Raw genomic sequence first — 15,385 nt, forward strand, 5'->3', positions numbered from 1 at the left:
AGGGGGGCGTGAATGTGTCGCACACGCCCCCGGGCAAGCAGCGCAATACCCCTGGCAGCACGTAGGGGGGACTTAGGGGTGGGTAGGGGTTTCGGCACCCCCTACCCCCTCCCATAGCCTGCTAAAGCCTGTACAGCATCGCCGCGACACACACAAGCTCCCCTGCACGACGCGGCGAGGAAATTGAACAACAGTGCCATGAAACATGAGCACTTCAGCCTAGAGAAATTCATCGGGGGTTGAAAAGTGCAGTACGAAATACTCGGACCAGTCCGAGTGGTGGACAACCGCGGCAGCAGATTCGTGAGCGCCAAGAAGATGCAGGTGCTCCTCGTCCTCTTACTGATCCGTGCCCGGCAGGTGGTCTCGATCGACGAGGCCATAGCCGAGATCTGGGGGCAGAACCCTCCGCGCCGCGCGACCGCGGGCATCCACGTGTACATCTCCCAGCTCCGCAAGTTCCTCGGCGAGCCCGGCAGCCGGAACAACCCGATCCTCACCCGGCCGCCCGGCTACCTCCTGCACCTGGAGGACGACGAGTTCGACGTGGACCGCTTCCAGGAGCTGCTGCACCGGGGGCGCCGCCACCTCAAGGAGAGCCGGCCGGAGCAGGCCGTGACCGCCTTCGAGGACGGGCTGTCCCTGTGGCGCGGGCCGGTACTCGGCGACCTGTGCGACGGGCCGATCATCGCGGGCTTCGCCACCTGGCTGGAGGAGACCCGGCTGGAGTACCTGGAGTGGCTGATGGAGGCGCAGTTGAGCCTCGGGCTGCACCGTGAGCTGATCGGCCGGCTCTCCGCGCTGACGGCCGAGTATCCCCTGCGGGAGACGTTCTACCGGCAGTTGATGCTGGCCCTGTGCCGCTCGGAGCGGCAGGCGGACGCGCTGCGTACGTACCAGCAGGCAAGGAACCGGCTCAACGAGGAACTGGGCCTGGAGCCCTGCCGGGCGCTGCGCGACTTGCAGCAGGCCATCCTCGTCGCCGACGAGCGGCTGGAGCTGCCCGCGGCGGTCTGACCGCCCGGGCCGGTCGAGTACGGCAAGGGGCGGGCGAAGCCACCGGCTTCGCCCGCCCTTTCGGTGTGCCCGGCCTCGGCGCGCCCGGCTTTGGTGTGGCCGCCTTCGGTGCGCCCGGCGCGGGCCCGGTTTCGGGCCCGCCGGCCGCGGGCGCGCGGCCCCCGCTTCAGGCCCGTACCGGCTGCCGCAGCCGCGCGGCCATCTCCGCCAGCACCCGCGGCCCGCTCTGGTCACCGTGGACGAAGAAGTGGTCACCCGGTACGACCAGCAGCTCGAACCCGCCGACCGTCAACGGCCGCCACCCGTCGGCGTCCTGCTCCGCGACCACCGGGTCGCCGGCTCCGTGGAACGCGGTCACCGGTACCCGCAGCGGCGGCTCCGCCACGTCGTGCCGGTAGCTCTGCACCACCCGCAGGTCCGAGTACCCGGCCCCGTCCATCGCCACGTCCGCCTTGCCCGCCAGGTGCTCGCCCAGCTCGGCGCGGAGCGCCGTGTCGTAGAGCCGCGGCTGCGCCCGCCGCACCCGTGCCAGCTCCTCGTGCTCCGGCATCTGCTCGAAGCCGAGCCGCTGGGTCACCGAGCGCAGCCGGGCGCCGAGCGGGTTCTCCCCGCCGGTCGGCGCGCTGAACGCCCCGACGAACAGGTGGCGCAGCAGCTCCCCGTACTCCGAACCCAGCCGGTGGGCCAGGCGGTACGCGAGGAGCGCGCCCATGCTGTGCCCGTAGAAGGCGAACGGCCGGTCCAGGTACGGCTTGAGCGCCTGCGCGACGGCGTCCACGGCCTCGTCGGCGTCCACGATGCAGCGCTCGTCGCCGCGCTCCTCCCGGCCGGGCAACTGCACGGGGACCACGTCGACGCCGCCGTCCGCGGCAGCCGGCCAGTCCCGGTACAGGGAGGCGCCGCGCCCGCCGTACGGCAGGCAGAACAGCCGCACGTCGGCGTCGTCCCGCGGCGTGACCGGCAGCCAGAGCCTGCCGTCCACGTCGTACGGGCGCGGGGCGGCCGGCCCGTCGCCCGCGGCGGATCCCGCGAGCCGCTCCACCACCTCGTCCAGCGAGGGGCCGGCGATGAGCAGGTCGACCGGGAGGTCGACGCCGGTCTCGGCCCGTACCCGCTGGCGCAGCTCCAGCGCGGCGAGGGAGTCCAGGCCCGTCTCGGCGAGCGGGCGGCTGCTCGGGACCTCGGCGGGCGTCAGTTGCAGCAGTTCCGCGACCATGCCGGTGAGCAGGTCCCGCAGCGCCGCGGCGCCGTCCGCGCCCTGCCAGCGCTGCCGCTCCGCGTCGTCGCGTACGCCGTCGGCGGGCGTCTCGTACGTGCCGGCGCCGGGGCTGATGACGCGGATCTCGGTGCCGCGGCCCCAGCCGACCGGCGCGCCGTCCTCGGCGCACAGCAGGTGCTCGCCGACCAGCAGGTCGCCGACCGGCGCGGTCAGCCGGACGTGGCACCACAGGCCGCCCTCGGCCGGGGCGCCGAAGCCGACCTCGCCGAGGCGGGCGGTCATGAACAGGTCCCGCTCGGCCAGTTGCGGGCCGGCCGCGAGGGCGTAGAGCTGCACGCAGGCGTCCAGCATCCCGGCGGGCACGGGGAGTTCGCGGTCCGGCCGGCCGGCGGCGGTCTCGGCGGCCGCCGGGGGGCGGAACCTGGCCAGCACCTCGCCCTCGCCGAGCCACGCCTCGTCCACCCACTCGACTGACGGGCCCAGGGGGACGCCGCGCTCGGCCATCTGCCGGTAGAACTCGGCGCCTTCGAAGCGCACGGTGCAGCGCTCGCGGATCTCGGCGCGCGCCGCCGCGGGCAGCGGGCGCACCTCGGCGGGGTCCGCCGCTCGGCCGCCGTCGGGGCGCAGCCGTCCTGCGGCGTGCCGGTGCCAGCCCTCGTCGCCGGGCTGCTCGGCCTCCGGTGACCCGTCGCCGGTCTGCCGGCTGTGTACGGAGAACTCCGCCCAGCCGTCGCCGTCCGCCGGGCCGACCGCCAGGTGCACGGTGCGCTCCTGGCCGCGGGAGAGCGTCAGGGCCCGCTCGAACCGTAGGTCGTCGAGCCGCAGCCCGGTGCCGGTGCGGACGGCGGAGGCCAGCAGTTCCTGGTAGTAGCCGACGTGCAGCACCCCGGCGGTGTCGGCCAGTTCGGGCAGGACCGCGCGGCTGACGGCGGTCGTGAACTGGCGCTGCGCGAGCGGCGAGGCAACCTGCCGCAGGCCGAGGGCGCCCACGGGTGCACCCGGCCCGGACGCCGCGGGAGCGGCAACGAATGCCGCGGCGTCCGGGCGGTGCGCACGGCGTCGGAACGTCTGGCCCGGCAGGTCCAGCCGGGCCCGTTCGTAGCCGTCGTCCACGGCGGACCAGTCGACGTCCTGGCCGGAGACATGCCGGTCGGCCAGCCAGTCGAGCAGTTCGCGCCAGATGTCCGCGCCGGGCAGCCCCCGGATCTCGCCGGCGGCGGGCCGCGCGGAGGGGCCGCCGAGGTGGACGAGGGTGTCGTAGCCGTGCGCGGCGAGGGCCGCGGCGGCGGCCTCGGGCCGGACGCCGGCCCCGGGGCGCAGCCAGAACTCGGGGTCGGCCGCCTGCTCCGCGCCCGCCTCGCCGGCGTCGGGCCCGTGCAGCAGCCGCAGCGCGCGCGGGCGTGCCGGGGGCGCGGCCGGCGGGGCGGCGGCGCCGTGGCGGGCGGCGAGCAGGGCGCCTGCGGTGGGGGCGTCGAGGGCGCCGCTGAGGACGGCGGCGGCGAGGTCGCCGGGTGCGGCGCCACCGGCGACGGCGCCGGCGGCGATGCCCCAGTCGGCGAGCGTGCGCACCAGGGCGATCTGGCAGGCCACGGTCCGTACGTCGGCGGCGAGCGCGGCGTCGTGCCCGGCGTCCGACTCGGCGGACGGCGGCCGGAGTTCGGCGGTGCAGCGGTCGGCGTGCGCGCGGAAGCCGGGGTGGGTGGCGTACAGGGTCTCGGTGATGCGCTCCGCGGCGGGCGCGGTGGCGTCGAGGAGGAAGGCGACCGGCGGCGCGGGGGCCCGGTCGCGGGCGCCGACCGCCTCGGCCGCCGCGGTCTGCCGCCGGCCGGTGGCCGGCTCGGGCCCGTCGCCCGCGGCGAGCGCCGCGAGCCGGCGCGCCAGGTCGTCGCGGGAGGTGGTCACGAACGCGGCGCGGTGGGCGAAGTGCGCGCGGCGGGCGGTGGCGGTGTGGCAGAAGTCGGCGAGCGTCGCGTCGGGGTGCGTCGCGAGCCACCGGCCGTGGCGGGCGGCGGACTCGCGCAGGCCCTCCGGGTCGCGCGCGGAGAGGGCGAAGACGTGCGCGGGGCGCTCCGGCCCGGCGGTGCGCGCCGGTTCGGCGTCCGGCCGGGCGTCGGACCGGACCTCGGGCCGGGCGCTGGGCCGGGCGTCGGGCAGGGCGTCGGGCTCGGTGAGGACGACGTGCACGTTGGTGCCGGAGAAGCCGAAGGAGCTGACGCCCGCGGTACGGGGCCGGCCGTCGCCGCGCCGCGGCCAGGTCGCCGTACGGTCGCACAGCGCCACCGGCAGCCGGTCGACGCCGAGCCGGGGGTTGGGCTTGTTCAGGTGCAGCCCGCCGGGGATCTCGCCGTGCCGCAGCGCGAGGACGGTCTTGATCAGGCCCGCCACCCCGGCGGCGGCCTCCAGGTGCCCGATGTTGGACTTGACGGCGCCGATGCGCAGCGGGGCCTCGGGGTCGCGGTCGGCGCAGAGCACGTCGGCGGCGGCGCGTACCTCGATCGGGTCGCCGAGCGAGGTGCCGGTGCCGTGCGCCTCCAGGTAGTCCACGGTCCGCGGCTCGACCCCGGCCGCGGCCACGGCGTCGGCGATCAGCTCGCGCTGCGCGCGGCCGTTGGGGACGGTCAGTCCGCTCGTGCGGCCGTCGTGGTTGACGGCGGAGCCGCGGATGAGGGCGAGGACCGGGGCGCGTACGGCGGCGGCGTCCGAGGCACGCATGAGGGCGACCATGCCGCTGCCCTCGGAGCGTACGTAGCCGTCGGCGGCGGCGTCGAAGACCTTGCACTTCCCGTCCTCGGCCAGCGCCTCCATCCGGCACAGCGCGACCATCACCGCGGGCGACATCATCGCGCTGACCCCGCCGGCCAGGGCGGCGGTGCACTCGCCGCGGCGCAGGCTCTCGACGGCCAGGTGCACCGCGAGCAGCGACGACGAGCACGCCGTGTCCACCGCGAGGGCCGGGCCGCGCAGCCCGAAGGTGTGCGCCACGCGGCCCGCGGCGACGCTGATCGCGGAGCCGGTGGCGGTGTACGGCCCTGCCTCGCGCGGCGAGCGGGGCAGCAGGGTGTTCTCCGAGCCGGACACGCCGACGAAGACGCCGACGCGCCGCTCGGCCGTGGTGCCCGACAGCAGCCCGGCGCTCTCCAGCGCCTGCCAGCTCGTCTCCAGCAGCAGCCGGTGCTGCGGGTCCATGTCGCGGGCCTCGGCGTCGGTGATGCCGAAGAACCCGGCGTCGAAGGCGTGGGCGCCCTCGGCGAGGAACCCGCCGCGGCGGGTGTACGACGTGCCGGGCTCGCTCCGGTCGGACGAGTACCAGCCCTCGACGGGCCAGCGGTCGTGCGGTACGTCCACGACGCCGTCGCGGCCCTTGCGCAGCAGCTCCCAGAACCGCTCCGGGCCGTCCGCGCCGCCGGGGAAGCGGCAGCCGAGGCCGACGACGGCGATGGGCTCCTCGGCCCGCGCGCGCAGCTCGTCGACCTGCTCGCGCAGGGTGCGTACGGCGTCCAGGGAACGCCTCAGCAGGGCCTTGTCTGTCATCGCCGTTTCCTCTCCCCCGCGTGCCGTGTGCTAGAGCCCCAGCTCGGCCAGGACGCCCTTCAGCTCGATCTCCACCGTCGAATCGCCCTTCGCGGCGGCGGACTTGCCGCCGGTGCGCTTGCCGCCCTTGCCCTTCCCGGCGGCGGCCCGGTCCGCGCCGGGCGTCCCGGTCTCCGCCTCGGTGTCCGTCCCGGTCTTCGTGTCCGTCTTCGTACCGGTCGCCGCCTCCGCGGAGCCGACGGCCGGCGGCTCGATCCGCAACACCCGCTGGAGCTTGTCCCGTTCGGCGTGCACGACGCCGAACTCCGGCGCGGCGTGCCGCAGCGCCGCGTCGAACGCCGCCACGCCGACCGCGTTCTCCAGCGGCGTCAGGCCCAGGCGGCGGCGTACGAAGCCCTCGGTGGCCTCGTCGACCCGCATGCCGCCCTCGCGCCAGAACGGCCAGACCAGCGCGATGCTCGCGCCGGACCGCTCGCCCGCGGCGCGCCGCTCCTCGCGGGCGCGGCTGAAGGCGTTCAGGAAGCGGCTGGCGAAGGCGTAGTCGACCTGCCCGGGGTTGCCCGCGAGCGCGGCCAGCGAGGAGAAGACCATGAAGAAGTCGAGGTCGTCCCCGGCGGTCTCCGTGTCGAGGTGCACGGCGCCGTCGACCTTGCCCGCGAGCACCGTGTCGATCTCGTCGGCACTCTTGTTGGGCAGCAGGGCGTCGCGCAGCACGCCGGCGGAGTGGACGACGCCGTGGACGCTGCCCCAGCGGTTGCGGGCGGCGGCCAGGATCCATTCGACGTCGCCGCGGTTCGCGACGTCGGCGCGCTCGTAGCGGACGTCGGCGCCGAGGGCGCTGATGCGCTCCAGTGCCTCCTGCCGTTCGGCGGTGAGCGCGGAGCGGCCGACGAGCAGCAGGTTCACCCGGGCCTGGCGGGCGAGGTGTTCGGCGAAGAGCAGGCCGAGGCCGCCTCCGCCGCCGGTGATGACGTACGTGCCGCCGGGCCGGACCGCGACGCCGCCCGGTGTGTCGGGACGTACCGCGGGCAGCTCGCGGAGCGTGCGCACCAGGCGGCCGTCCGCGTCGTGGCGGACCTCCGCGTCGGCGCGGGCGTCCGCGGCGAGTTCGGCCTCGCAGGCGCGCAGCAGGGCGTCCGCGGGCTCCTCGCCGGCGGCGGTGCGTACGGCGACGGCCTGCTGGACGAGCCGCGGGTTCTCGTGGTCGACGCTGCGGGCGAAGCCGCCGAACGCCTCCGCGAGCGGATCGGGCCGGGCGTCGGCGTGGGCGTGGACGCGCAGCAGCCGCACGGGGGCGCGCAGGCCCTGCCGCAGGAGCGCCTGGCTGAGGTGGAAGACCGAGGTGAGCGCGGTGCGCGGGTCGCTCCATGCGTGCAGCACGGTGACCGGCGGGGCGTCGAGGCCGACGAGGAGCGCGGCGTGGTCCTGGGAGGACCCGGCGCGTACGGTACGGGCGTCGCCGGCCACCTCGTACGCCTCGCCCGGCCGGACGCCGACGACGGGCGCGGAGCCGCTGTGGCGGCCGCGTACGCGCTCGGTGAGGGCGCCGTCGTCGTCGAAGACCAGCACGGGGCCGGTGAGCCAGGAGGCTGGGCCTTCGGGGGCCGCGGCCGGCTCCCAGTCGGCGGTGTAGTGCACGACCTGCGGGGCGTCGGCGGGCGCGGCGTCGGGCGCCTGCGCGGCGGGGGCCGCCGGGGCAGGGGCCACGGGGGCGGGGGCGTCGTCGAGGCTCAGCTCGTCCAGCAGGTACGTGGCGAGGTCGTCGATGCAGGGGTAGTCGAAGACCACGCCGGCGTAGAGGACCAGGCCCAGCGCCTCTTCGAGGAGGTTGCCGAGGCGTACGGCCATCACCGAGTCCATGCCCAGCTCGAAGAAGCCGCGCTGCCGGTCCGGCGGGCTGCCGGGCGGGAACTCCAGCAACTCGCCGAGCGTGCGCTGCATCCGCGCGGCCAGCGCGGTGTGGCGCTCGCTCGCGGGCGCGGCGGCCAGCGAGGCGAGCAGGTCCGTCGCGGCGTCCGCGGCGGCCGGCTCCGCCGCGGCGGGCGCGGGGTCCGCCGCGGGCGGGGCGGGCGGGGCCGTCCGCTGCGCGGGGACGGGGATCGGCACGGCCGGTGCGGCCGGCCGTACCGAGTTCGTGGCGCCCGGCTCCAGCCAGTAGCGCTCCTGGGAGAAGGGGTACGTCGGCAGCGACACCCGGCGCCCGCCGGTCGGCCGGGCCGCCCAGTCCGCGTCGCCGCCGGCCGCCCACAGCGCCGCGGCCTGCTCCGGCGCGGCGTCGGCGGGCACCGCGGGTGCGGCGCCGGCACGGCCGGGGCGGCGGCCGACGCTGACGCGCCCGTCCGTCTCGTCGCCGTCGGCCAGGCGCGCGAAGTGCTCGGCGGCCTCGGCGAGGGTACGGGCCGCGAACGCGGCGCGGTGCTCCATCGCCTCCCTGCCGTGCTGGAGCGTGTACGCGACGTCGGCGGGCCGCGGGGCCTCCGGGTCGTCGGCGCCGGGCTCCGCCGGCAGCGCGCGCAGGAACGCCGCCATGCGGGCCGCGTACGCGCGCAGGTTCTCCGGCGTACGGGCGGACAGCGGGAAGACCAGCGGCCGGCCGGCACCGGCGGCGGCCGGGGCGGGGCGGGCCGGTGCCTCCTCCAGGATCAGGTGGACGTTGACGCCGCCCGCGCCGAAGGAGCTGACGCCGGCGCGGCGCGGCCCGGCCACCGGCCCGCCGGGCCCGGGCAGCGCGGGCCGCTCCCAGGGGGCGGTGGCGCGCTGCACGGCGAACGGCGTGCTGTCGAGGTCGAGGTTGGGGTTGAGTTCGGGGGTGTGCAGCAGCGAGGGCACGAGCGTGCCGTGCCGCAACTGGAGGACCACCTTGGTGACCTGGGCGATGCCGGCCGCCGCCTCGGCGTGGCCCATGGTGGCCTTCACCGACCCGATGGCGCACGCCGGCCGCCCGTCGCGGCGGTGCGGGGCGGCGGCGTCCGCGTACGCCTCGGTCAGGCCGCGGACCTCGATGGGGTCGCCGAGGCTGGTGCCGGTGCCGTGCGCCTCGACGTAGCCGATGGAGCCGGCGTCGACGCCGGCATCGGCGAGCGCGGCGCGTACCAGCTCGGCCTGCGCGACGGGGTTGGGGACGCCGTAGCCGTAGGTGCGGCCGTCGCTGTTGACCGCGGAGCCCTTGATGACGGCGTGGATCCGGTCCCCGTCCGCCTGCGCCTGCGCCAGCGGCTTCAGCAGCACCGCGCCGACCGCCTCGGCGGGCACGTAGCCGGTGCCGCCCTCGGCGAAGGCGCGGCAGCGGCCGTCCTCGGCGAGGAACCCGGCCTCGGCGAGCATCACGTATTTGCTCGGGTGCAGCGAGAGGTTCACCCCGCCGGCCAGCGCCATGGCGCACTCGCCGCGGCGGATGGCGGCGACGGCCAGGTGGATGGCGTAGAGGGAGGAGGAGCAGGCGGTGTCCAGGGTCAGGCTGGGGCCGCCGAGGTTGAGCAGGTGGGAGATCCGGTTGGCGACCGAGAAGGTCTGCGAGCTGACGATGCGCCAGACGCCTTCGTCCAGGTCGCCGCCCGCGAACATCTGGTAGTTGTTGTACGTCACGCCCGCGAAGACGCCCACCGAGCCGCGCTCGTCGCCGAGTTCGGGGTCCGCCAGCGAGGCGGGGGTGTAGCCGGCGTCCTCCAGGGTCTCCCACGCGGTGGTGAGGAAGAGCCGTTCCTGCGGGTCGAGCAGCCGGGCGTCGCGCGGCGAGATGTGGAAGAACTGCGGGTCGAAGGCATCGACGTCGTCCAGGAAGCCGCCCCAGCGCGGCCACCGGTCGCCGAACTTCTCCCGCGCCAGCTCCGCGAAGCGGCGGTAGCCGGGGCGGTCGAGGGGGATCTCCTCCACGCAGTCGTCGCCGTCGCGCAGCCGCTCCCAGAAGTCGGCCAGCGTGGGGGCCTTGGGGTAGCGCCCGCTGATGCCGACGATGGCGATGTCCGCGCTGCCGGTGCCCGCGGCGGCCGGCGTCACGGCGGGCACGCCGGGCGCCGCGGGCGCGGCGGGTGTCGTCGCCGCGGGCAGGGCGCGTGCGCGGCCGGTCATGTGGCGCGCGAGCGAGTCGAGGTTCTTGTACGTGAAGAGCGTGGCGCTGTCGACCGGGCCGTAGTGCTCCTCCAGCCGCCGGCGCAGCTTCTCCACCAGCAGGGAGCTGAGGCCCAGGTCGTCGAAGCCGGCCCGCGGGTCGATCTCCTCCGGCCGCCACTTCAGCTCCTCGGCGAAGAGCCCCACCAGGTGCGCCAGTACGGCGTCCTGGGTGGCGCCCGCGCCGCTCGGCAGCGCGGCGGTAACGGGCGCGGGGGCGGCCAGGGCCGCGGGCACCGGCGCCGCGGCGAGCGCCGGCTGCGCCCGGCCGGGGGCGAGCAGGACGTGCGGGACGAGGTCCTGCGGGCGGATGCGGCGGCGCTCGAAGGGGTACGTCGGCAGGGGCGTACGGCGTACGGGCCTGCCGCCGCGCAGCAGCGCCCAGTCGAAGTCCGCGCCGGCCGCCCAGAGCCGCGCCAGGGCCGCGGTCTTGCCGGCGGTCGCGAGCGCGTCGAGGTACGTGTTGCCCTCGGGTCCGGCGAGCAGGGCGCGCGAGAGGTCCGCGGCGCCGGCGGCCTGCCCGCTCCACCAGGTGTCGCCCTGGTCCTCGCCGCGCAGGAAGTGCACCAGCGCGTCGTACAGTTCGTCGGCGTCCTCCGCGACGACCGCGAGGCGCACCTCCATCGGCTCCCGGCCGATCTGGAGGGTGTCGGCGAGCGCGGTGAGCGCGAAGTCGGCGGTGCCCCCGTCGGGCGCGTGCAGGTCGAGGTGGCGGACCAGTTCCCGGGCGTAGCCGCGCAGCGCCTCGGGCGTACGGGCGGACAGGGGGATCAGCAGCGGGGCGCCGGGCGGCTCGTCGGCGGCGGGCTCGCGCTCGTACTCCTCCAGCACGACGTGCGCGTTGCTGCCGCCGAAGCCGAAGGAGCTGACGCCGCAGCGCCGGGGCGTGGCGGGGCCGTCGGGGCCGGTGCGGCGCGGCCATTCGCCGGCGCGGTCGCCGATGCGGAAGGGGCTGCCGTCCAGGCGGATGTACGGGTTGAGCTTCTCGAAGTGGCGCAGGGCGGGCAGCTTCCCGTACCGCAGCGCCTGCACCATGGTGACCATGCCGGCCAGCCCGGCGGCGGCCTCCAGGTGTCCGATGGAGGTCTTGACCGAGCCGAGCGTGCAGTGCGGCTGCGCGGGGGCGTCGTGGCCCCAGGCGGCGTAGAGGCGGGCGAACGCCTGCTTCAGGCCCTCGATCTCGATGGGGTCGCCGAGGCTGGTGCCGGTGCCGTGGGTCTCCACGTGGGTGGCGGTCGCCGGGTCGAGGCCGGCGGCGCGCCAGGCGTCGACGATGACGTCGGCCTGCGCCTCGGGGCTGGGCGCGGTCAGCGAGGCGGCGCGGCCGGAGTGGCCGACGGCGCTGCCGCGGATCACGGCGTGGATGTGGTCGCCGTCGGCCTCGGCGGCGGCCAGCGGCTTGAGCACGACGGCGACGACGCCCTCGCCGCGTACGTAGCCGTCGGCGGACTGGTCGAAGGTCTTGCAGCGGCCGTCGGGGGCGAGCATCCCGGCCAGCTCGAAGCACTCGAACGGGGTGGGGCTGAGCATGAGGTTCACGCCGCCGGCGATGGCGAGCCCGCACTCGCCGGAGCGCAGGCTGCGGACCGCCCGGTGGACCGCGACGAGCGAGGACGAGCACGCGGTGTCGATCGCCTCGCTGGGCCCGCGCAGGTCGAGCTGGTACGAGACCCGGTTGGGCAGGACGGCGTGGGAGAGCCCGGTGGCGGTGTGCGCCTGGGGTCCCGCGGTGCTGTGGCCCAGCACCTCCGCGTAGTCCATCGAGCTGAGCCCGACGAACAGGCCGGTGCGGCTGCCCGCGAGGGTGTCGGGGCGGCGCCCCGAGTCCTCGACGGCCTTCCACACGGTCTGGAGGAAGAGCCGCTGGTGCGGGTCCATCAGCTCGGCCTCGTGCGGCGAGATACCAAAGAACGAGCAGTCGAAGGAGTCGACTTCGTCGAGGAACGCGCCGTGGGCGCGGCCGGCGCGCTCGGGCCCGGCCCAGTCGCGCCAGCGGCCCTCGGGCACCTGGGTGACGAGTTCGTCGCCGGCCAGGAGGCGCTGCCAGAAGCCCTCCAGGTCCGCCGAGCCGGGCAGTACGGCGCTGAGGCCGACGACGGCGACGGGGTACGGGTCGGGCAGCGGGGCGTCGTCCTGCGCGCGCCCGGCGCCGCGGGGGCCGGTGCGCGGGGTGTCGTCGCCTGCGTCGGGGTAGCGGGCGGAGACCAGGTCGTGGTGCTCGGTCAGCAGGTGGCGCGCGAACGCCTCCAGGGTGAAGTGCTCGAAGAACACCGAAGGGGTGAGGTCGACGCCGAGGTCGCGGCGCAGCAGGTCGGCGAACTCGATCAGCCGGATCGAGTCGAAGCCCAGCTCGCTCAGCTCCGTCTCGCTGCGCACGACGGCCGGTTCGACCTTCAGCACCTGGGCGACGGTGGTGCGCAGGTCCTTCAGCAGCGCCTGGTGCAGTTGCACGGCCGGGGCGCCCTCGGGGCGGGCCCGGTCGCGCTCGGGGCGGCGCAGGCGCAGTTCGCCGCCGGGGGCGTCCCCCGCGGTGCCCGCGCCCGGCGCCTGCGCGGCTTCCGCGGCTTCGGCCGCTTCCTGCGCGCGGCGCTCCTCGTCGCGCCGGGTGGCCTTGATCAGCCCGCGCATGGCCCGGCCGGGGCCTATGGGCTTGATGTCGGCGACGCCCTGCGCGATGAGATAGCGGACGGTGTCGGTCCAGCGCACGGGGTGGTCGAGCTGGCGTACCAGCCCGGCGGCGACGTCGTCCCCGTACGGCAGGGCGGTCACGTTGGAGATGACGGGCACGCCGGGCGGCGCGAGCGTAAAGCCGTTCAGGAACTCGGCGAACTCGCCCTGGATCGCCGACATGTACGGGGAGTGGAATGCGCCGCTGACACGCAGCACCGTGAACAGGCCGGCGCCGGCTTCCTCGAAGGCGCCGCGGGCGCCCGCCACTTCTTCGCGCGGGCCCGCGATCACCGTCTGGGTGGGGTTGTTGTAGTTGGCGATCGACAGGTTCTCCAGGCCGGGCCGGCCGAGGAGTTCGGCGACCTGCTCCGCCGTCAGTCCGACGACGGCGGCCATGCCGCCGTCCGCCACCCGCGACATCAGCTCGCCGCGCTTGGCGACGAGCCGCAGCCCGGTGGTGAAGTCGAAGGCGCCGGCGGCGTGCAGGGCGTTGTACTCGCCCAGGCTGTGCCCGGCGAGATAGTCGGGCTCGGCGCCGCCGTCCGCACGGTGGGCCAGGTGGCTCAGCGCGTTGACGACGAAGAGCGCGGGCTGCGTGTACTCCGTGTTCGACAGCCGCCCGTCGACGTCGTCGCGGCACAGCTCCGCAAGCGAATAGCCGAGTATTTCGTCCGCGCGGGCGACTTCCTCCGGGAATCTGCCGAAGAGCTGCGCACCCATCCCTTTGTGCTGCGAACCCTGGCCTGGGAATGCGAGCGCAAACATGTCGAGTCGTTCCTTCAGTATGCGTCGGTGAAATCCCGGTACGGGACCGCGAAGACTTATCGGCCACGCGTCCTGACCGCGCAGCAATATTCTGGCGAGTCCATCGTGGCCGAGTCGACTAAGGGGGTTCTAGCGGCCCGCTAAAGCCCGGACCTGGAATTACCCAACTTGACGGCGCCGTTGCCAGCCGCCCATCATGACACTACCTCAGCCAGCCCATTTCATGCCGCGACCGCGGCAGTCAATTCGGGGGTATGGAATGACAATTGCCGTTTCGACCGAGGAAATCCACGGGGACCGCAGGGGATTTCAGCCGGACGCGGACCCGGCGCCGGTCGCGATGACGTCGGCCGCGTCGATAGGCGCGGCGCTGCTCGACCTGGCGGACAGCGACCCCGACCGGCCGCTGGCGTACGTCGAGGGCTCCGGTGAGCCCGTGCGGCTGACCGCGGCGGAGCTGGCCGAGCGCGCGGGTGCCGCCGCGACGACCCTCGCGGAGCACGGCGTGCGGCGCGGTGACCGCGTCGGCGTCTGCATGGACACCAGCGCGGACGCGTACGCCACCCTGCACGGCTGCTTCCTGCTGGGCGCCATCCCGTTCGTCAGCGAACCGCCGCTGGCGACGATGCGCCGGCAGCGCTGGGCCGACCGGCTGCGGCTGCTGATCAGCCGCGCGGAGCCGCGCGCCGTGGTCGTCGCGCCGGAGTTCCTCGAAGCCGTGACGGAACCGTGCAAGGAGGCGGGGGTGGCGATCGTCGAGCCGCCCTTCGAGGGCGGGCTCGACCTGGCCGCGGCGCAGGCCAAGGCCGACGACATCGCGCTGCTCCAGTTCACCTCCGGCACCACGGGCGACAGCCGCGGCGTGACCCTGACCCACGAGGCGGTCTTCGCCAACGCGGCGGCCATCGGCGATCGCTCCTACCGCGGCGGCGACCTGGTCGTGAGCTGGCTGCCGATGCACCACGACATGGGCCTGATCGGGCTCAACCTGGCCCCGCTGCTGCACGGCCTGCCGGTGGCGAGCATGCCGCCGCTGTCGTTCGCGGTACGGCCGGAGCGGTGGCTGTGGGCGATGCACCGCTACCGGGGCACGTTCACCTCGGCGCCCAACTTCGCGTACCGCATGTGCGCCTCGAACATCCCGGACGCCAAGCTGGCCGGCCTCGACCTGAGCGCCTGGCGGGTCGCCGGGAACGGCGCGGAGGTCGTCCAGGCGAACACGCTGCGCCTCTTCGCCGAGCGGATGGCCCCGTACGGCTACCGCGAGCGTTCGATGATGCCCTGCTACGGCATGGCGGAGATCACCCTCGCCGCGACCATGTGCGTGCCCGGCGAGCCGCTGACCACGCTCACCGTCAGCCGCGACCGGCTGGCCGCCGACGGCGAGATCGTCGAGGCCGCGGCCGGCGCCGCCGACGCGCAGGAGCTGGTCTCCTCCGGCACCCCGCTGACGGGGATGGAGCTGCGCGTCGTGGACGACGCCGGCGCCGAGCTGCCGGACCGCAAGCAGGGCACCATCCTGCTGCGTACCGCCTCGATGATGTCGGGCTACTACCGCCAGCCCGAGGAGACCGCGAAGGTCCTGGGCGACGACGGCTGGCTGAACACCGGCGACCAGGGCTTCACCGACGGCGGGCAGACCTACGTCACCGGTCGCATCAAGGACGTCGTGATCATCGCCGGGTCCAACTACCACCCGTACGCCTTCGAGTCGGCCGCCGCCGCGGTGGAGGGCCTGCGGGCCAACTCCATCGCCGCCGTGGGCTGCCCCGACGAGGAGCGCAGCACCGAGGCGCTGGTGCTGGTGGTGGAGTCGAAGAGCCACGCGGACGCCGCCGTCGTCGCGGAGATCCGCGAGGGCGTCATCCAGGCGGTCTCGGCCGAGACGGGGCTGCGCCCCGACCGGGTCGAGGTGGTGCCGCGGGGCACGCTGCCGAAGACCCCGAGCGGCAAGCTCCAGCGGCGCCACGTGGTGGACGCGCTCGTCAACGGCACGCTGCCGACGAGCCACTGACCCGACCGGCTGCACGCCGATACGGCGATACGCCCGACCCCGCGAAGGCGGTGCCGCTCTCC

General features: G+C 75.5%; 4 protein-coding genes. 2 read left to right on the forward strand and 2 right to left on the reverse strand.

The genetic code is table 11. From position 1 onward, the window contains the following. Positions 1-246: 246 nt before the first annotated feature. The gene (locus tag QBL21_RS17915; RefSeq protein WP_407563210.1) at positions 247-1,017 is read left to right on the forward strand and encodes a BTAD domain-containing putative transcriptional regulator; all 771 of its coding nucleotides are present in this window, start codon (positions 247-249) and stop codon (positions 1,015-1,017) included. A 166-nt stretch (positions 1,018-1,183) separates the two neighbouring features. Here the strand turns inward: QBL21_RS17915 and QBL21_RS17920 are convergent, their stop codons facing one another. Together QBL21_RS17920 and fabD are read right to left on the reverse strand one after the other, a co-directional pair. Further along, positions 1,184-5,767, reverse strand: a complete 4,584-nt coding sequence (locus QBL21_RS17920; protein ID WP_407563211.1) for a beta-ketoacyl synthase N-terminal-like domain-containing protein — start codon at positions 5,765-5,767, stop codon at positions 1,184-1,186. A gap of 30 nt (positions 5,768-5,797) precedes the next feature. Next, positions 5,798-13,309 carry an ACP S-malonyltransferase gene (gene fabD / locus QBL21_RS17925; protein ID WP_407563212.1) on the reverse strand — a complete coding sequence of 2,504 codons (7,512 nt, stop codon included), beginning with the start codon at positions 13,307-13,309 and terminating at the stop codon, positions 5,798-5,800. 259 nt (positions 13,310-13,568) lie between these two features. Between fabD and QBL21_RS17930 the strand changes: the two genes are divergently transcribed. After that, positions 13,569-15,323 (forward strand): fatty acyl-AMP ligase, encoded by a 1,755-nt coding sequence (locus QBL21_RS17930; RefSeq protein ID WP_407563213.1) that lies wholly within the window; start codon positions 13,569-13,571, stop codon positions 15,321-15,323. Positions 15,324-15,385 lie beyond the last annotated feature (62 nt).

The organism is Streptomyces sp. 184, assembly GCF_045781775.1.
GTDB lineage: Bacteria > Actinomycetota > Actinomycetes > Streptomycetales > Streptomycetaceae > Streptomyces.